Below are 19,979 nucleotides of genomic sequence, written 5' to 3'. Positions count from 1 at the left end.
CCCACCACTTTATTGTCTCGAATGCCGTGCAGCTTGGTGCACGGCCCCGTGAATAGTAACACGCAGCATTCTACACCTGCTGCTTCCTGTTCATTATCTGTACCAGGTGCACAGTCAGATACAGCACCTCGTCCTCATTTACTTCGTAATTATATTTCTTCTCAATAAACCCGCACACCTTCTTGCTGCATGCGTACTCTTCTTTATATTTCCTCAGCGTAAGGTTCAGCGGCTTCACATCATTCTCTTCAAAATAAGTCTTGGTAAGCACCCTTTGCGCAAAGAATTTCAAATGAGTCATATATCTGCAATAAATCAGAGAATTCTTATCCAAAGCCGCCATCTTCTTACCAAAATACTGCGAAATAATCCGGTCCATCTCATCCACCAGCGTAATCACTGCCCTGGTCTGGTCATTTTCCGAATTAGACTGGGCATTCACAAAATGCATTGCAATAAACCCCGCCTCATCCTCGGCCATTCGGATTCCCAGGCGTTCCTCAATCAAATTCAGCCCCGCCTCTCCGATACGATATTCTTTCTCATAAAACTTTTTTATTTCCAAAAGCAATGTATTGTGTAATACCACATCATTCTTATAATTATCCACCGCCCCCGCAATATGATCGGGCAGCGAAATATGAATAGACTCATCCAGTTCCGTCCCCAGCCAGTCATGTGCCATCTCAATCAATTCCTCCGCAAGATCTACGATCCCATCCGGCACCCGTTCCAGCAGCTCCGCAAACCTTTCCACATGCTGCCCCTCCTGCAGAACAAAAACCTTCTCAACCTTGGTCTTATCCACCGTATCCTTCGGCCGCTTAGCATACCCAATCCCATTCCCCAAAAGAACCAGCTCTTTCTCATTATCATCTAACACAATCACACAACTGTTATTCAAAACTCTGGAAATCTTCATCTGCTTTCCCCCAAAGTAAAATAAAAAAGACCCGTACGACGATTCCATATAAACTATGAAATAAACATCTTAACGGATCATGCTGAACTGAATCATAACATTCCATATAATCAATTTTCTTACAAAAAGTACTATAACAAATCAAAGCCAAAAAAACAATAGTAAAAACTACCTATTTTACCGCCCCCAATTTATGCACATCCCACAAAACCAGCATCCATTAATTTCCACATCCACCTTGCTTCCCGGTTAATCTTAAAAATTCAGTACCACTCCATGTTCTTTAACAGAAATATCTCAATCCAAAAGGCTCCAAATAGCCCACCCAAATACGCCTTTCCCGTGACGCCGCCCTCCCGCCCGGATGCCGCCGGCGGCGCGAATGCATCAGCATTCGGGCCAACTGCGGCAAACACCCTCCATATTCCCTGTTTTTTCGCTTACGGATTCTTCGTGAACGGAAAGGACATTGACATGGCATACACTTCCCCGGAGGGAACCAGACTCGCCTTTCACTCAGCGTCCCCCTTAGACCTCATCCCTGACCTCCTTAAAGCACTTCACGATATAATCAATATCCTCTTTCGTATGTCCCGCACTAACCTGTGTTCTGATCCGCGCCTTCCCCTTAGGCACCACCGGATAAGAAAAAGCCACGACATAAATCCCTTTCTCCATCATCTTAGCCGCCATTTCCCCCGCCAGCTTCTCATCATAAAGCATTACCGGCACAATCGGATGTGTACTCTCAATAATATCGAATCCTGCCTCTGTCATCTCTTTTCTGTAATAAGCCGTGATCTCTTCCAGGTGATCCCTCAGAGAAGTATCGCTCTCCAGTATCCGAAATACTTCCAGGCTGGCTTTGGCAATAGCCGGTGCAAGTGTATTTGAAAAAAGGTAAGGGCGGCTGCGCTGGCGCAGCAGATCTATGATCTCTTTTCTGCCGGTGGTATACCCGCCGGATGCTCCGCCCAGAGCCTTTCCCAGGGTACCTGTGATCACATCCACTCTGCCTTCTGTTCCACAGTGTTCCGCTGTTCCGCGCCCTGTCCTGCCCACAAAACCGGCCGAATGGCTGTCATCCACCATTACGAGCGCCTGATATTCGTCCGCCAGATCGCAGATCCCCTTCAGATCCGCAATGATACCGTCCATGGAAAAAACGCCGTCCGTAGCAATCAGTTTGATTCTTGCACCCGCTTCATCCGCTGCTTTCAGCTGTTCCCGCAGGTCTTCCATATCGTTGTTCTTATACCGGAATCGTTTTGCCTTGCACAGACGCACGCCGTCGATGATACTGGCGTGGTTCAGCTCATCACTGATCACTGCGTCATCCGATGTCAGAATGGTCTCAAACAGCCCGCCGTTAGCATCAAAACAAGATGAATACAAAATTGTATCCTCCGTACCGAAAAAGCGGCTGATGGCAGCCTCCAGCTCTTTATGCACATCCTGCGTCCCGCAGATAAATCTTACAGAAGAAAGCCCATATCCCCTTTCCTCATAGGATTTTGCAGCAGCTGCCATGACCCTGGAGTCATTGGCAAGTCCAAGGTAATTATTGGCACACATATTCAGCAGCTCCCGGCCGTCCTCCAGTTTTACTTTAGCCCCCTGCGGTGATGTGATCAGCTTTTCACCCTTGAACAGGCCGGCTTCTTTTATATCATCCACTTCTTTTTTATAGTATGCAAGAGCGTCCTCTTTTTTCATTTCAGTCTTCCTCCCAAAATCAATATATTCTATACCGCTAAAACGTGTATAATCGTAACAGTTCATGCAAGAATAAACTGTTATTATATGAGCATTCCCGCTTAACCGGACAACCGGCAGGGCAAATGAATTTTCAATCATGTCCAAAGGACAGCCCGTAATTTTTGCCCTTTGAAAGGATTTGCAGCAAGCTGCAATAAAGTGTGCACTAATACAAAGATGTCCAGTCCAATACTACTTTGCCGGAATTTCCGCTGTTCATAACGGCAAATCCCTCTTCGTAGTCCTTAATATCGAACCTATGAGTAATAATTCGTTCAATGTCCAGCCCGCTCTGAAGCATAGTATCCATCTTGTACCATGTCTCCCACATTTCTCTTCCGTAAATCCCCTTGATGGTCAGACCGTTAAAGATCACCTTGCTCCAGTCGATCCGGGCATTGGATTTCTGAAGTCCAAGCAGCGCAATTTTTCCGCCATTTTTCATATTATTGACCATATCATTAAAGCCGGCTTCATTTCCGGACATTTCCAGCCCCACATCGAATCCTTCCTTCATCCCCAGCTCATACATCACGTCTTTCAGATTCTCTTTTGCGATATTGACGGCGCGGCTGGCCCCCATTTCCCTGGCAAGCGCAAGACGGTATTCATTCACATCCGTAATCACTACATACCTGGCCCCCACATGCTTACTGATCGCAGCCGCCATAATTCCGATGGGGCCCGCCCCTGTTATCAGGACATCTTCGCCGATTTCGTTAAAGGACAGCGCCGTATGCACCGCATTTCCCAGCGGATCAAAGCAGGAATACAATTCTTCTTTGATCTGAGGAGAACACTTCCACACATTCGTAGCAGGGATTACAAGATACTCCGCAAACGCCCCATTCCGGTTTACTCCAACTCCCTGCGTGTTCCTGCAGAGATGGGGAAGGCCTGCCAGACAGTTCCTGCATTTGCCACAGACAATGTGGCCCTCTCCGGATACCTTTTCTCCGACATAGAACCCCTCTACATTTTCACCGGTTTCAACGATCTCTCCGACATACTCATGGCCTGCCGTCAGGCCGATCGGGATTGTCTCCTGCGCCCATTTGTTCCAGTTGTATATATGTACATCCGTTCCGCAGATGGAAGTTTTCAGGATCTTGATCTTTACCTCGTTCTTACCGACCTGCGGAATCTCCACGCGTCTCATCCAAAGCCCCGGTTCCGGTTTTTCCTTCACCAGCGCCCACATTGTATTCTGCTCTGCCATACCAACCACTCCTTTTCACATCTGCCCCGGAAAGTGTTTAAAACCTCCATGCAGCAACATCCTGCATCTTGCGCTTTTCACAGCTCCCCTGCAGTGTATTCTATACATTGTTCCGCAGTTTTCTGCGGATCCGCCCGCAGGGCATGAATTACGGGGTGCCCTTTGGGTATACCTTATTCTGCAGCTTTGCTGCAGACCCGCCCGCAGGGCATGTATTACGGGGTGCCCTGCGGGTATACTTTATGCTTCTGTCTCAGGCCCAAGATCTGAATCTTCCCCCAAAGCCCGGATGGAAGCGGTTCCGTGATCATGTCTCTCTCCCGCCAGTTAAAAAGCCTTTCTTTTCTGCACTGATCCAGCCCGCCGGTCGCATATGGCCACTGGGGGATCATCTTTTCCAGCTCTTTTTCCGGATATCCCGGATCTATCATTCTGTTAATTAACAGGTTTACAGCGACAATTTCAATTTTGTTCTCTCCCACCTGCAACAATCCGGTAATATCCGCCTGATAAGGACGTTTAATCAGGGTATCTGCCAGTCGGCCATTCACATAGATTTCCGCTGTTTCCCCAACATGTTCAAGCTGCAGCAGAATCCTGTCCTGGACGGAAAATTTCTTCCACTGTCCTTCCGTAATCCGGAACACTTTCTCATATTTGCCGCTTCCAGAATAGTACTTAAGCTCCGGCTCCTGTTCCCAGCTTTCCAGCTGGTCATAGCTTCTCTGTACAGATCTTTCCGGTACTTCCAACGTCCATCCGCAGGAAATATCCAGCAGTCCGCTCTCCTCAGGCTCTGTCTCAGTCAACGGCTGTTCCATCCCGCTGCCAAATACAAAGATCAGGGATTGAAATGCTTCCAGATATAATTTAACTTCTATTCCGTCTATATCTTCCAATACAGACCGTACCGCTTTTTCCTGACCGCTCATGGGATCAAACACACAGAACCCATTTCTTGTATTTGTAAATTTTATAGTTTCTTCATATCCTTTTTGATTGATATTAGATATAAAATAAATATCTTCCGTCTCTGTTCTGCGATGCACATATCCCACCATATCAGGGTGCATGCCGATCCTGACATCCGGTACTTTCCCCCTGCGCAGTTCCGCGATGAGGCTGCCATATTTATCTGCCGTAACTGCCACTCTGCCGCAGCTTTGCAGTTCATTTCCAATCTTCAGGACCTCTTCTGTATTTTCCTCGTACCCAATGCGTCCGCAGGATTTCTTCGGAAGCCGGTCTGCTGCAATCACCTTACCGCCATGCTCCGCGAATTCCCGGATTCTTCTCATTGTACCGGCCGGAATACTGTCACATTCTATAAGGATCAGGGTGTCGTACGGATATGCATCCCAATGTTCCAGTACATCGTCATTTACATAGTCAAACCAGTATCCCGCTTTATGGACCGCATCTACACAGGCCGCATCCAGTCTCTCATCCAGCTTCATGCACATATGCGTATCCGCAAGGGGCGTCTCCGCCCAGATATCATGCTGGGGAAGATAGACCGCCGTCGTAACAACTGCCTCGCCGCGCTGCAAGAAGTCACATACCCGGTTGATATAAACGCTGATATATTTATAGTATTTCCACCATGTATTTGTATGGTTGATGTTGGTAGATGCATAAAAAGCCAGCATCTCATCCCCATCCGCCCTGCTGTAGCCATAGCCGTGATTGACAATCTGGTTGATTCCATCCAGGAATATGCTGTCTGCGGCCGCCTTGATATTCTCAAGTGATACCACAAAGCGCGGAAAACGGAGCCATGTAAAAGATTCATTAGAAATAACCGGCCTGTGATATACATGGCCTGCGGAAACAGCCAGCCTTCTGTGCACCGTATTTACTTCATATCTGTCAAAGGCCGAGAAGGTCTCTCCCTCCGGTATATCTGCCGCGCCATATGCCTGCAGGATATCCCCCCAGGTTCCATGCGCCTGGATTCTGGAGAGCGCGCCTTTCTCATGGCACCAGTCTGTCAGTTCTTGGAAGAAATTCTCCACCGTCAGCTCTGCCATGGTCTTCTGAAAATCATATCTTACCTGCTCTGTCATCCCGCGGATTTCTCCCCAGAGAGCATAGATATACGGCCTGAGTTCATATCCGCGCCTCTTTTTGAATTCTTCATAGAGAATATCCGTCCAGTTATGCCCGAATACTTCGATGGAATCGCAGAAAAAGTTCCGAATCTTCCCCTCTCCCACGGCTTCCACAATGGGGTCTCCGCCGTATTCCAAAAATGCCCGCAGAGACTCCTTTCTGTTGTGGTCAATAATCAGCCCGTCACCTCCGCGCAGAGGTTTAAGCACCCGCTGTTTCTTATCGCTTGAAACAAACAGTACGATCTTGTGCAGCCCTTCCGGCACCTGGATCTCGCCAATCTCGGTACCCCAGGGCCAGTTAAACAGATACTTATCCACCACCCGCTCCGTAATATCCACAATGGTCTCCGGAAGCATGCTGACTCCTTCCATCTTACCAAGCACCGCCCCGACTACTTTTCCATAGATAACCGTAGTCAGGTCTTTATAAAAAGTGCAAGGCCCTTCTACATCAATTGTAAACGGCAGAACGCTCTGTCCGCTTAACTCTTCCTTAAGGAAAGGGCCTCCAAAAGGCCAGGACGAACCGAGGGTCAGATCAAACTGCATGTCTCTCTTTGCTGCCTCATCCGCCGCAAACCGTATCATATCCATAAATCCCGGCGACAGATATTCGTAATTATGTATGCCTTTTGCCTCATCATCCGCCTGCAGGGGATAAAGTATCTGAAGCTCCACTCCACCAATCCGGGCCTCCTGCATCAGATCCAGTTCCCGTACAATTTCTTCTTTATCTACCGCACAGCCGTACCACCACCATCGCGTCCTGCCCCTTGTCTCCCTGCGGGGATGGCACAGCTGGTCTCTAATCTCCTTTTTATTCAATGATTCACCCTCCCTGCCTGTTTCATTGCTTCCTGCAGCCTGCTGATATAGTATCTGTAATTGTCCAGAGAAGTAGACGGCGCCACCTGATGGTCTGCCCCAGGTATGTACCCGCCCTGCCTGATCACCGGCAGAATCCGTTCAAATTCCCTGTCTATTGCCTCCGGCCCTTCTGCAATGCAGAGCTTATTAAAACCGCCCACGAACTTCAGGTTTGGAAATCTGCCGCGCACAGCTGCAATATCCATGCCCGCATTCACATCCATGGGAAGAAATCCGTCTACACCTGAGTCAATGAATTCAGGAATCAGCTTCATAAAATCCCCGTCCGTATCCACAAAAACATTGCCGCAGCCGTGTTTTTTCAACAGCGGAATTAATTTTCTGTAATAATTACCCACAAATTCCCTGAAACAGTCCGGCGATATCATCGGGCCGTTCTTTCCGCTCAGGTCTTCCTGAATATAGATCAGATCGGGCTGTATCACGGACAGCACTTTTGGAAGATATGTTTCATATATCTCCAGGGTAAAACTGTTGATTTCATGAATGAGTTCCGGTTCGTCATAAAAAGCATACAGATGCTCTTCCACGCCCAGCAGTTCCCGGGGTATCCAGAAAAAGCCCTCTATATTCATGCGCACAGAATAATCCCCGTTTTTATGCCCTTTTGCAAGGCTTCCATATACCTTTTCTATGTTTTCATCGGTAAACCAGCTCGCGACTTCTTTTTCAGAGGCCTCCCGAACCGCCTCCCAATTGCTGGAAGACGAAATCCGCAGTCCGGATTCGCCGCCATGGGGAATCAGAAACTTCGCCCTCCTGACCGGATCAAACCCGAGATAAGATTCGTACGCCATCACCGGCTCTCCAAAACTCACTTTAAAATACTTTTCACAGGCTTCCTCTTCTTGCTGTATAAGCCCTTTCCAGACTGCTTCGGGAAGGCCCTCCCCGTGAAATCTGCCGACAGTCAGATCCCATGGATAGAATGTCTCCTCCACAGATCCGCGCCCCTGCGGCCGGCCGAAATTCAAGGTTGCCTGTTCTCGCTCTCGATTTGTCATAGATTCCCTCTCTAAATACCGTTACCTCTCCTGCAGCGCCTGCTCCAAATCCTCGATCAGCACATCTGCGCCTTCCAGACCACAATGAATGCGGATCAAACCGCTGTCATGTGCATGCAGATTTAAAAACTCCAATTCTTCCTGGCTGTAGTGTATCAGAGGACACAGCGCCAGACTCTCAAATCCGCCCCAGGAACATCCGATCTCAAATACCTTCAGTCGATTGACTGTCTCTGCCGCCTTTTCGGGCGCCTCCTTCAGCACAAAACTCATAAGGCCTGTGTGTCCTGTCTGCTGCCTTTGAATCAGTTCAGCCTGCGGATGCGATGCCAGTCCCGTATAATATACTTTTTCGACCTTCGGATGCTTTTCCAGATACTGAGCCACAGCCATAGCAGTCCTCTGGTGTTCTTCCACCCTCACCTGCAGAGTGCGCAGCCCGCGAATCCCCAGCCACGCCTCCATCGGCCCAAGGATGCCCCCGAAAAGCGCTCTGACGGTTTCCTTCAGATATTTCCCCAAATTCTCATCTTTTACAACGAGGATACCTCCGATAATATCACTGTGCCCGCCAATATATTTTGACATCGTATGCATCACGATATCAATGCCCATTGTCAGAGGTTTCTGAAACAGCGGCGTACAGAATGTATTATCAATATAAGTTCTGATTCCATGTGCCCTGGCGATTTTTGCCGTCTTCGCTATATCTGTTACCGTAAATACAAAGGTTGCGGGACTCTCCAGCAGAATCATATCCGTATTGTCCTGAATCATCCCCTCCAGCACATCCATATCGGTTCCGTCCCAGTACGAAACCGACATGCCCATACGCGGGATAAAATAGTTGTTCAGTATATTTTTCACAGGCTGGTAGACATCCCGCATACATATAATGTGGCTGCCTGCACGGCACACGGCCAGGATTGCCGCCGATGCCGCCGCCATACCGCTGGAAAATGCAATTCCTCTGCAGCCCTGCTCCAGGGCAGCCACCTTTTCTTCTAGGATGTTCACCGTTGGATTTGCCGCCCTGCCGTAAACATATGCCTCGTTCTCCCCATGAGCCGCATAGGATTCCAGGCTGTCAAATATATGCAGAGAATTCATAAAGACCGGAGGAACCACCGCATTTAAATACTGGCTTTGGTCTTCCCCAAGATGTGTCACTGCCAATCTGTCTTCTCTCATAGATTCCACCTATTCTTTCACGGCTCCGGCCGTCATACCTTCCACGATAAATTTCTGCATGGCCGCAAACATGACCGCAGTAGGCAGCAGCGCCATAACACCGCCGGCCATTAGCAGGCCCCATTCTACATTGTATTTTCCGATCAATGTCTTCAATCCCACCGGAATCGTCCACATCTCCGGGGTGCTGATAAAGATAGAACCGGCAATCAGCTCGTTCCATGCCCCGATGAATCCGAATACAAATACGGACACAATTCCCGGGAACATGATCGGAAATACAATCTTAAACAGCGACTGCATCTTCGTACACCCGTCTACTCTGGCGGCTTCTTCCAGGGTTACCGGTATCCGTTCAAAGAAGCTCCGCATGGTAATGACACAGAACGGAAGGTTCGCCGTCACGTAAAAGATAAACAATCCAATATGGGTATTGATCAGCCCCATCTTCGAGAAAATGATATACAGCGGGATGATAACCAAAATCCCGGGGATCATCTGTGTTACCAGGAAAAAGAGGATAATCGTCTGTTTTCCCTTAAATTTATAACGAGCAAGTGAATATCCGCCCAACATGGAAAATACAGTTACGACCAATGCGGAAGCCACAGATACCAGGAGGCTGTTTTTCAGCAGAACACCGTAGTTAAACTGCTCAAACAGATCCGTATAGTTCTTCCACGTAAATGCCTCTGGAAAATAGGTGATGTTATTCAGATCCAGTATTTCGCCGCTGGATTTAAAGGAGGTAACCACGATCCAGTAAATGGGCAGCACAACCAGTAAAAAGAAGAAAATTAAAATCAATACACGTATGGTTCCGCCAATTGCATTCTTTGTTTTTCTGCTCATTTAAAAATCACCTGCCTTATCATATTTGGTAACCTTGAGGAATACCATCGCATAGATTCCCAGTATCAGCATCAGAATCACACCCAGAGCCGCCGCAAATCCAAAGTCATAGGACCCAAACGCCTTGGAATACATGTACGCCGGAAGCGTCTGCGAGGTGTTTGCAGGTCCGCCGTCCGTGATAATTACCACCAGGTCCAGGGAGTTGAAGATCCAGATCGTCCGCAACAGAACCGTCGTAATCAGTGTCGGCTTTATGTACGGGAGCGTGATCTGGAAAAACTGCCGTACCGTACCGCAGCCGTCTACATCCGCCGCCTCATATACGTCGGAAGGGATCGACTGCAGCGCCGCCAATATCATAATGGCAAAGAAAGGAATTCCCATCCAGATCATGGCCATAATGACAACCGCCAATGAGAATCCGGGCGTGCCCAGCCATGCAATGTTATGATCGGTCAGGCCGAATTTCATGAGAAGGTTATTCACAATACCATATTCCCCATTAAATGACCAGCGGAAGATCAGGCCGACTACAAATCCGGAAAAAGCCCAGGGAAGAAATACGATGGACTGGTAAATCCCTCTGCCGCGGAACTGTTTTTTCAGCGCCAGCGCCAGCATCATCCCCAGCAGAAACTGCCCGAGAACGGATACAATCACATATATAAAGGAATTTTTCAGGATCATCATGCTGTCCGGATCACCAAACAATTTGGCAAAATTCTCAAGCCCGTTAAACTGGATATCATTCGGCGCAGTCAGCTTATAATTTTGAAACGCCATAATAATACTGTTAATCAGCGGATAGCCAAACAGCAGAAGCAAAATAACTAGTACTGGAAGTAAAAATAACCACGGTTCCATTTTCTTTTTCATGCAGGTATCACTCTCCTTTGTCGGTTCGTTTTCATGTATGCCCCGATACTTCTGCCGCGAGGCGCAGCCCAAATGTTTTTAACTATGAAGCTAAAACAGGGGGATTAATGTTTTAAAGTTTCCACATTAAATCCCCCTTTTAAATCTTATCTTAATATACGATTAACTGTTTCCTTCCCCACGCCTACTGCATCGTCTTCGGTGATTCAATCGTAGATCCTTCATTATCTGCCAGGTATTGTTTCATTCTGGTTGTAAGTTCATCTCCGATGTGGTTCAGCACATCTTCCGCTGACTGCTGCCCAAGCAGATACTTCTGCAGTTCAGTATGGAACATATCCTGGTGCAGGTCTGTATAGTTGAATGGTCCATACATCGGCGGAACTGTAAAGTTCGGGTCATTCAGCTCGTCTAAGAATACTGCATAAGGTCCGTCTTCACCATATGTATCATCGTCTCCGACATCATTTTTGATCGGAATCAGGCCGCCCATCTTGCAGTACTCAATGTTATTGTCAGGTCTAACCAGGAAATCAATCAGTTCCAGTGCCTCATCCGGATATTCAGAGGTCTTTGCAATCGTGTAGGAATATGGGCTTCCTGCTGTGTTCATCATCTTTCCGTCTACAGTTGATACCGGCATCGGAAGTACGCCCCACTGTTCCGGATCCATCTTCTCTTCACAGGCCATTGCCACTTCTGAATCATTGGATATTGTACCTGTCAGGCCGCCGGTAAAGTTATCGACCATCTCAACAAATCCCCAGTTAACAGAGTCTTCCGGCACATAGCCGTCTGTATAGATCTCACACCATTTTTCTAAGGCTTCTACGCATTCCGGTGTGTTCAGGATGAAGTTTCCTTCCTCATCGTATACATAACCGCCCGTAAATGACTGTAAGTAAGCCAGCAGCGGGTCAAATGCACCCCTGGCGCCTCTGAAAGAGTTACCGTAACGCTTCTGGTCTTTGTCTGTCAAAGCCTTGATCAGATCAAAATATGCATCGTATGTCCACTTATCCCCTGTTGGAATCTCATAGCCGATCTCTTTAACCCAGTCTTTTCTGTAGAAGATACCCTTCACCATAAACCCGTCCGGTACAGAGTATACATGTCCGTATCTCTCTTTTTCCTGTGCCCAGTTGATCTTCTGTACTGCCTCTACGAACTGGTCGCCATTCTCCTCCACATAATCATCAATCGGAATTACCCAGTCAGCCTCTGTGAACTGTCCCAGCCAGAGCGGGTGTGTTGTAATAACATCCGGCAACTGTCCTGATGTTCCAAGCACGGTCAGTTTATCTGCCGCATCATCCCACGGAACACTCTCATACTTAACTGTAATGCCTTTCTCCTCTTTAAACTTCTCAAATACGCCCTCGTAATACTTCTGACGCTGAGGGCTGGGGCTGACATCGATGAAGCGCAGTGTCACTTCCGATTCTGTTTTTGCGGTATCTGCGTCGGTCTTTTCCTTCTTATCGGATGAACCGCATCCTGCAAGCAGTCCGCCTACCATTACCGCTGCCATGAGTGCCGCCAATAATCTCTTTTTCATATTTTCCTCTCCTTTTTCTGTTTTTTCAGACCACAATACCAAATGATCCGAACCCTTTTACTTTTTTGTAACACTTCTCCCTTACCTGGTCCTGCCGGTCACTGGCGTGAGGTATTTCCGGTCTGACCACTTATGCAATTATCCTAACATCTAACCAATTAATTGTCAATAAATTTGTAATTTTTATACTTTTTATCTAATTTATCCATAACATTTTTGGTTATTTTTTATTACTTATCTTCTAAAATGCGCTTGACAACCCTGTTTAATTTTTATATTCTTAGCTTAATATACTTTCCCTTATCTGCTCTCACTTCTAAGTTATTTTTAGCACTGCTATTTTCCAAATTTCAGAAAGGAGCAGGCAATACACAGTTTGTACTGTCTATTGCTTAATAAAAGATGAGTAAAAAATACACTGCCACAAGGCGATGCTACCTGATTGACCATCATTCTCCGCAGCCCCCCGATGTTTTACTTAACCATCTGGATATCAAAGAGTACGAGGACTTTTTTGAGACCGCACATATAGACTCTCTTATGGTATACTGCAAAGACCACTGGGGGGTAACTTATTATCCGAGTCATATTGAAGGGGCCCAGAAACATCAGGGAATCGAAGGTGACTGGATCCGCAGGGTCAGTACTCTTTTGAAAGAAAAAGACATTGAATTTGTTGCCTACTATTGTATTGAATATGATGAGGGTGCTGCCAGAAGATTTCCAGAATGGCGTGTAAGGCGGCCGGACGGCGCTCCGCTGATCCGTGACGATGAATTCGCCAAATGGAGCCTCTGCTGCTATCAGACCGGGTACAGAGAATACTGCCTTGCGCAGCTGGAAGAAATCGTAAAAAATTACACCCCGGACTCCCTGTTTCTCGATATTTTCGGCGCTTCACTCTGTTATTGTGATGCCTGCCGCAGTAAATTTGCTTCTGTCTACCACTATCCGCTTCCTGAAACCGACGGGGATATTCTGGCACACAAGGCCGATATCGTACAGTTTTTAAATCAAAACGCAAAAGATTTTCTGGAGGAACTAAAGCAACGGGTGAAAGCCATTGATCCTGATCTTGCTGTTACAATCAATTTTTCCTGCCACTATCCGCAGGAAATCCGTGACATGCTGGACTATCAGTTTTCTGAGCCTCTGCTCAAAGACAACTGGTTCTCGTCCGCCTATGCGAGGGACACTGCCATCGGACAGTACCCGATCTTGGTACCCGGAGAGGCATCCCAGGTCTACAACTACAGTTCCGTCAATGAATATATCTGCGATCTTTCTTCAATCGCAGCCCAGGGCTGCCGCGTCGGAATGTACAGCGGATCCCAGCATATCGACGGCACCCTGGATTTTGAGGAGGCCCGACGTCTGGGAACAGCATTTACCGAGATTGAAAAAATGGAGCCCTATCTGACGGGACGCAGTCCTGTTAAGTGTGCCGGCATCCTGCAGAGCGATCTGTCCATGACCGTTAACCTGCCCGCTCTTCATCCGGATGCCATTATCCGCATGAAGCGTCACAACCCGCACCAGAATGCCGTACTGGGTGCAATGCAGCTGTGCGAGCATGCCAAGGTTCCTTACATGGTTCTGCCGGAGCGGACATTAACCCCGTCACTCCTGGCGCAGTACAATGTGCTTCTCTTGCCGGAGGTTTACGTCATAGAGGAAGACACCGCCGTACTGTTAAAAGAATATGTGGCAAACGGCGGCCTTCTCATCAGTTCGGGCCAGAGCGGCCTCTGGAACGCCGATTCCACAAAGCGTCCCGCATCCTCCATCAGTGAGCTGTTTGGAACGGGAGGTGCTGCTATTAATACCGAATATACCGCGAACCGCTGGTCCGCTTACCTGAAAAACACAGAAACCAAAAGTTTTTCGGGCCTTTTGTCCTGCACCACTCCACCGGTGAGCGAACACTTTATAGAAACAGAATCGGCTGCAGCAGCAGAGACACTTTTAACTTTTGTGCTCCCCTGTGTTGCCTGTGATGCAGAGCACTGGGTAAACTGGTGGAGCCCGCCGCCGGGAAAAGATGCAGAACTCCCGGCCCTGCTCTGCAACAGCATAGAAAAAGGCCGAACCTACTACATGGCCTTTGACTTTTTCACCATGGCATCCCTGGAGAGCTTTCAATATCCACATGAACTATTCCGGGATCTCCTGGAAATGGAAGAAATCACCCCCGCAGTCCGAAACAACACAGACCTGCCCGAGGCCATAAGGACCGCTTATTTCGAGACCAAAGACAGCTGGATCATCCACCAGATATCCATGGTTCCCAAACGTTTCCACGGAGATGCCTATCCCTTGAGCGGAGGTACTCTTGAGATCACGCAGCCTGTTGGACAGATCGAAATGGTTTATCCAGAATCCCGGATTCTGGAAACAGAAAAACAGGCTGGAAAAACAATCGTCAAACTTCCAGAATTCACCCTTCAGCAGATCATCGTATGTGGGAAGGGGGGGACAAAGGAGTAGGTGCGTAGGGGGACGCGAAATGAAGGGATGGCCGCAATCCTCCCAAGTGCACACATGCCGTTTTGATGCGCGGACACGGACCTAAGAAATTCTAGGAAGCCGCCAGCTGCAAAAGAGGGGCACGGGCTGACACATCGCAAGAAATCTAATGATTTCTCGCGCTGAGTCAGCCGATTTTGTGATTCGGTGATCACAAAATCTCCCCTCTTTTGCGGCTGGCGGCTTCCAAGAATTTCTAAGGTCCGCTTTAGCGCTTCAAAACGGCATGTGTGCACTTGGGAGGATTACGGCCATCCCTTCATATCGCTGGTGCATCCAGCCGGCAGGGATAACTCGTTTGCCCGGGGGCTTCTTTACGGGGGCAGTGGATGGATTCGTTTTTTGGGGCTGCGTAGCCCCGGTTGAAAATAAGATTTCTCCCAACACGATTCATTGGGCCCATCCCCCTACCGGCTCGTTCCACCAAGGAGGCATCCAGCCTGTCGGGAGCGGGACTTCTGCCGCGGCCCGGGAAACTTCTGTGTCCCTTTCCGGATGCATAGAGTGCGCCGTAGGCTCTCTAAATAAAAACTACATCCGATTGGGAGGCACCGGCGGCATTCACCCCGCAATTCTGATGAATTGCGGGGTGAATGCCGCCGGTGCCTCCCAATCGGATGTAGTTTTTATTTAGAGAGCCTAGGCAAACGGCCCGCAGCCGGAAAGGGACACAGAAGTTTCCCGGGCCGCGGCAGAAGTCCCGCTCCCGACAGGCGACCTCCCCCCTTTAAACCGCCTTCTTCCGATACCTTAGCGGTGTTGTCCCCACGCATTGTTTGAAGTTTTGGATATAGATATTTACATTTTTATATCCCGTCATGTCTGCGATCTGGCCTACGGAATAGGCTGTTTCTTTTAACAGCCGCTTGGATTCATTGATACGGCAGCATTTCAGATACTCATAGGGGGATATCCCCATTGCTTTCTTAAAGACTCTTATAAAATAATACTTGCTCATAGATACTTTATCTGCCAGTAATTCTACTGTCAGGTCTTCCTGATAATGTTCCTGTATATAATCGGTTATATCCATAATTGCTTTTCTGTGAAGGATATACGCTTTATCCTGTTTGGGATTCAGCTGTTCTACCAGAAGTTCTGCGAAAATATTTTCCATGGTACTGGCTGTCCTGATGTCCGCGGCCCCTCCGCTCTGAGCCGCCCAGCTCTTCAGTTCTTTCAGGAGTTCATTCATCCTGATGGGATCCGAAATATCCAGAAATACTGCTCCCTGGCTTCGCAGCATCTCATAGTACTTATCGGCAGAGCTGCCATAAAAATGGATATATTTGAATTCCCATTCCTCAGACTCTGTGCGGTAAAACTGATGTTCGCTGCAGCTGATCAACGCCGCAGTATCCTTCGTCATAAAATATTCCTGCCCCTGATATTCCAGATACCCCTGTCCGGATAAAGTAAATAGAAGCAGATAGGTATCGAGCCCTTCTCTGTCGGTGTAGTATCCCGGATATGTATGGTAATGCCCCAGCGAATCCACATGAAAATTCAGGTTTTTTGCAATCGCGCCAGACGTATGCCTCACATCATAGGAATCTCCCGACAATGCATAATGATATTGTAGTTTCATCCCGTCTCCTTTATAGCAATTTTCCTATATTTTATAGCAACAATCCAAAACATTTCCTTTATTATACATGCTACGATTATACAAAATAAAAGCGCATAAATCAATTATTTTATAGGAGGTCATTATGAACAACCGTGAACGTCTGCACGCAATTATGAATTATGAAAAACCGGACCGCATGCCCGCTGTACACTTTGGATTTACGCCGGAGGTCGTTGAAAAATGGGTCCGGGAGGGACATGTCAGCAAAGACATACTGGATCTCGAAGAGTACTCCTTTGAGGCCGAGGCCATTCTCTCCGAAAAACTGGGGTTTGATTTCGGATGGCATGCAAACCGTATAACCACGACGGAATTATTTCCTTTCTTTGAGGAAAAAGTAGTAGAGCACCTGGACAATGGCTTTGACAAATATCTGAACTGTGACGGTGTCTTTGTCCTCCAAAGAACCGGTGCGAAATCTATTCCTACCGAAGTAGACCATCTCCTAACCGACAGAGACTCCTGGGAAAAACATTATCTTCCCAGGCTCACCTACACAGAGGAGCGATTTTCTCAGGCTGAATTAGAATATGCAAAGACAGAGCAGGCCAAGGGCCTCCCCATCGGTCTCCACTGCGGCAGCCTCTGCGGCAGGATCCGGGATTATCTTGGAATCGTGGGCCTCAGTTATCTGATGGCCGATGACGAAGAACTGCTGGAGGAAATGTTCCGCACCGTGGGCGATCTCTGCTATCATTCCGTAAAGCGCACACTGGAAACAGGCGTGCAGTTCGATTATGCACATTTCTGGGAAGATGTCTGCTACAAAAACGGCCCCCTGCTCTCTCCCGTGATGTTTGAAGAATACACCGCCCCCTATTACAAAAAAATCACTGATCTTTTAAACACGCATCATATCAGCATCATCAGCGTAGACTGTGACGGCCTGGTAGATTCCCTCCTCCCCGCCTGGCTGGAAAATGGAGTCAACACCATGTTTCCCATCGAAGTAGGTACCTGGGACGCCAGCATATCCCCCTGGCGCGCCAAGTATGGAAAACAAGTGAAAGGAATCGGCGGAATGCGCAAACACCTCCTGTCCCTTGATTATGCCGCCATCGACGAAGAAATCCAAAGGCTCAAACCAATGGCAGAAGAATTGGGGTATATCCCCTGTCCTGATCACAGAATTCCCGAAGACGCAAAGTGGGAAATTGTACAGTACTACTGTGAGCGGGTGAAAGATATCGTTTAGGTGTGCTATAGAGTCAGTTACAGAAAAAAATGTGAAAAATAAAGGACAATATTTGATATCCGCATCAAATCTTGTTGCCGCCTGCGGTGCGAGGTGCGAAAGCATCGGCTTTCGGACCAAAGGCAGGTACCTCTATTTTTCACATTTTATCTGTTACTGCTTCCAGGCACATAGTGCGGGTTCTGAAACAGCATACACAGCTCCGTCCAGAGCCTGGATCTCCTTCTGCCCAACGCCCCTCCCACCTACTCAATCCGCTTATAAATCTCCAAATCCAGTGCCACTATTTTATCATATCGTTTCAGTGCTTCTTCCACGTTTCTTTCTTTCATCATCTGCACCATTTCCAGGTGGTAAGGGAACGTCTTTAGAAGGATCTGGAAGTAATCAAAGTCTTTTTCTTCAAAGTATCCGTACAATTCGTCGTCAAAGGTCTCGTACATCTCGATCATATTACAGACCAGATTGGTCATCTCCTGGTTGCCATAGCACTCGAGAATATATCTATGAAAATGATGGTCCATCTCTTTGGGCATGATTCCGGTAGACGCTATGGCATTCATTTGGACAGCCATATCTTCCAGCTTGTTCAGGCGCTCTTCGGATATGTTGGGAATCGCTTTCTCCAAGCTGTAACGCTCTAATACCGTCTTTACTTCAAACAATTCCAGGAAATTCTTTAAAGCCAGGTGGATGCTGAACTGTCTGCCTTCCACATAGTCTGTGACGAATGTCCCTTTTCCCACTTCCGCATGGACAATTCCCTGGTTCTCCAGCTCCCGGATAGCTTCGCGCAGGCTGGGGCGGCTTACTTTCCATTCTGCTGCAAGCTTCCGCTCCCCGGGCAGTTTGTCTCCGGGACGCAGGTTTTCATCTTTTATATATTGATAAATTTTATCCGACAATTTAGAATATAGTAATCTTTTGTTTTCTGTTTCTCTATTGTATTCCATATTGCTCCTTACCGGTCTGACCGCTTTTTATTTGATTATAAGTCAGCATCGGAGCCGAGTCAAGTCATATTCATTTAAATTCTTTTGATATATCTCGCTAAATATCAGTTAAACAGGGCAGAGAAAAAGCCTGATACTGCAGAAAGGATTTATGAAAATGGAAGAGCAGTGCCGGTTCAACATAGATTGCCGCGGCACTGCCCATATAGGGAAAAGAATTTGTCTCTGTTCAGAACCAGGAACGGTTCCATGAATTTTCCTTTTACTCAATTAATAATACACGTTATCGCATAGGTTTCCAATATATCCGCAATGCAGCGCATTTCTTCATCCCCCGGCGCCTGCACATCCGGAAGAAGATACGTACTTCCCAGCCGTTCATGTTTAGACGAACCCAGTTTATGATATGGCAGAATATTCACCCGGCTGAAGCCATTATCCCTGCAGAACTTTCCTATTGCATGAACATTGTCCTCCGAGTCCGTACAGCCTGGTATGATCGGATAGCGGAGACATGCCTTTTCCGGACAGGTATGCCCGATGAAACGGAGATTCTCCAGGATCTGCTTATTGCTGGCTCCGGTCATCTCTATATGTTTCTGCTCGTCTATAATTTTAATATCTGTCAGATACAGGTCAATATACGGCATGACTAGTTCCAGGTTCCGGCACGGCACGCACAATTCCGACTCAAGAGCCGTATTAATTCCTTCATTCTTGCAGCGCCGCAGAAGTTCTGTCACAAATTCGGGATAGATCAGAGGATCCCCTCCGGAAAGTGTAACTCCGCCTTTTCCCGCATAGTAAGAAGCGTCTCTATGTACCTTTTCCATAATGTCATCAACCGTCATCCATTTGCCGGTAATCTCAAGAGCATTCTGAAGGCACATTCCCACACAGTCATGAGTCTTACATTTATCGCATTTTTCCCTGTCGTGACGGACAAAACCATATTTTTCGATCTCTTCCGGCGTCTCATATGCCGTAACTGCATCATGGGGGCATACTTTTGCGCAGAACATGCATCCTGCACACTTCATCTTTGTATAGAATAATTGGGGTACAGCCTTCTGTCCCTCCGGATTGGCACACCATAGGCAGGTGAGCGGACATCCCTTAAAAAAGATATTAGTACGGATTCCCGGTCCATCATGGGTCGAAAAACTCTGAATATCAAAAACCAATGCCTTCATCTCATCTTTATTTTCCATATCTATACATACCATCCTGCTATCCTCTTTCGAGTCCGGCGGACGGCTCTCCTTTCTCCCAGCTTAGTACAAAATTTTC

14 protein-coding genes are annotated in these 19,979 nt (G+C 47.6%); 2 read left to right on the top strand and 12 right to left on the bottom strand.

Going from position 1 to position 19,979, the window contains the following annotated elements; genetic code table 11:
- Window positions 1-70 precede the first annotated feature (70 nt).
- From licT to MWG26_RS06485, 9 genes are all read right to left on the bottom strand, one after another.
- Window positions 71-922: a BglG family transcription antiterminator LicT gene (licT, locus tag MWG26_RS06525; protein WP_025655231.1), complete on the bottom strand. Its 852-nt coding sequence runs from the start codon at window positions 920-922 to the stop codon at window positions 71-73.
- Between the two features lie 528 nt (window positions 923-1,450).
- Window positions 1,451-2,638, bottom strand: coding sequence for a glycine C-acetyltransferase (locus MWG26_RS06520; protein ID WP_044926603.1), 1,188 nt, complete (start codon window positions 2,636-2,638; stop codon window positions 1,451-1,453).
- Between the two features lie 208 nt (window positions 2,639-2,846).
- A complete protein-coding gene (gene tdh, locus MWG26_RS06515; protein ID WP_117441198.1) occupies window positions 2,847-3,899 on the bottom strand; it encodes an L-threonine 3-dehydrogenase in 1,053 nt (350 codons plus the stop codon).
- 215 nt (window positions 3,900-4,114) lie between these two features.
- On the bottom strand, window positions 4,115-6,838 hold the full coding sequence (locus MWG26_RS06510) for a glycosyl hydrolase (protein WP_025655230.1): 2,724 nt from the start codon (window positions 6,836-6,838) through the stop codon (window positions 4,115-4,117).
- Complete coding sequence (locus MWG26_RS06505; protein ID WP_025655229.1) at window positions 6,835-7,905, bottom strand: uroporphyrinogen decarboxylase family protein; 1,071 nt, start codon at window positions 7,903-7,905, stop codon at window positions 6,835-6,837. The genes MWG26_RS06510 and MWG26_RS06505 overlap by 4 nt, the downstream gene beginning before the upstream one ends.
- A gap of 21 nt (window positions 7,906-7,926) precedes the next feature.
- Complete coding sequence (locus MWG26_RS06500; RefSeq protein ID WP_044926601.1) at window positions 7,927-9,096, bottom strand: trans-sulfuration enzyme family protein; 1,170 nt, start codon at window positions 9,094-9,096, stop codon at window positions 7,927-7,929.
- A gap of 9 nt (window positions 9,097-9,105) precedes the next feature.
- Entirely contained in the window at window positions 9,106-9,948 is an 843-nt protein-coding gene (locus MWG26_RS06495; protein WP_025655227.1) for a carbohydrate ABC transporter permease, read from the bottom strand.
- Window positions 9,949-10,827: a carbohydrate ABC transporter permease gene (locus MWG26_RS06490; protein ID WP_025655226.1), complete on the bottom strand. Its 879-nt coding sequence runs from the start codon at window positions 10,825-10,827 to the stop codon at window positions 9,949-9,951.
- A 184-nt stretch (window positions 10,828-11,011) separates the two neighbouring features.
- The gene (locus tag MWG26_RS06485; RefSeq protein WP_025655225.1) at window positions 11,012-12,385 is read right to left on the bottom strand and encodes an ABC transporter substrate-binding protein; all 1,374 of its coding nucleotides are present in this window, start codon (window positions 12,383-12,385) and stop codon (window positions 11,012-11,014) included.
- A 402-nt stretch (window positions 12,386-12,787) separates the two neighbouring features.
- On the opposite strand from MWG26_RS06485, the gene MWG26_RS06480 reads away from it, so the two are divergent.
- Window positions 12,788-14,872, top strand: coding sequence for an alpha-amylase family protein (locus MWG26_RS06480; protein WP_025655224.1), 2,085 nt, complete (start codon window positions 12,788-12,790; stop codon window positions 14,870-14,872).
- Window positions 14,873-15,638: 766 nt separating this feature from the next.
- On the opposite strand, the gene MWG26_RS06475 is transcribed toward MWG26_RS06480, so the two are convergent.
- Complete coding sequence (locus MWG26_RS06475; RefSeq protein ID WP_025655223.1) at window positions 15,639-16,499, bottom strand: AraC family transcriptional regulator; 861 nt, start codon at window positions 16,497-16,499, stop codon at window positions 15,639-15,641.
- 124 nt (window positions 16,500-16,623) lie between these two features.
- Here MWG26_RS06475 and MWG26_RS06470 point away from each other — a divergent pair, with 124 nt between their 5' ends.
- Window positions 16,624-17,736, top strand: coding sequence for a uroporphyrinogen decarboxylase family protein (locus MWG26_RS06470; RefSeq protein ID WP_117441197.1), 1,113 nt, complete (start codon window positions 16,624-16,626; stop codon window positions 17,734-17,736).
- 245 nt (window positions 17,737-17,981) lie between these two features.
- On the opposite strand, the gene MWG26_RS06465 is transcribed toward MWG26_RS06470, so the two are convergent.
- Both MWG26_RS06465 and MWG26_RS06460 read right to left on the bottom strand, forming a co-directional pair.
- Window positions 17,982-18,689: a FadR/GntR family transcriptional regulator gene (locus MWG26_RS06465; RefSeq protein WP_025655222.1), complete on the bottom strand. Its 708-nt coding sequence runs from the start codon at window positions 18,687-18,689 to the stop codon at window positions 17,982-17,984.
- 266 nt (window positions 18,690-18,955) lie between these two features.
- Window positions 18,956-19,915 (bottom strand): indoleacetate decarboxylase activase, encoded by a 960-nt coding sequence (locus MWG26_RS06460; RefSeq protein WP_240285647.1) that lies wholly within the window; start codon window positions 19,913-19,915, stop codon window positions 18,956-18,958.
- Window positions 19,916-19,979: the final 64 nt, after the last annotated feature.

The organism is Faecalicatena contorta, from assembly GCF_022835095.1.
GTDB lineage: Bacteria > Bacillota > Clostridia > Lachnospirales > Lachnospiraceae > Faecalicatena > Faecalicatena contorta.
This window is presented reverse-complemented; position numbering and strand designations above follow the sequence as displayed.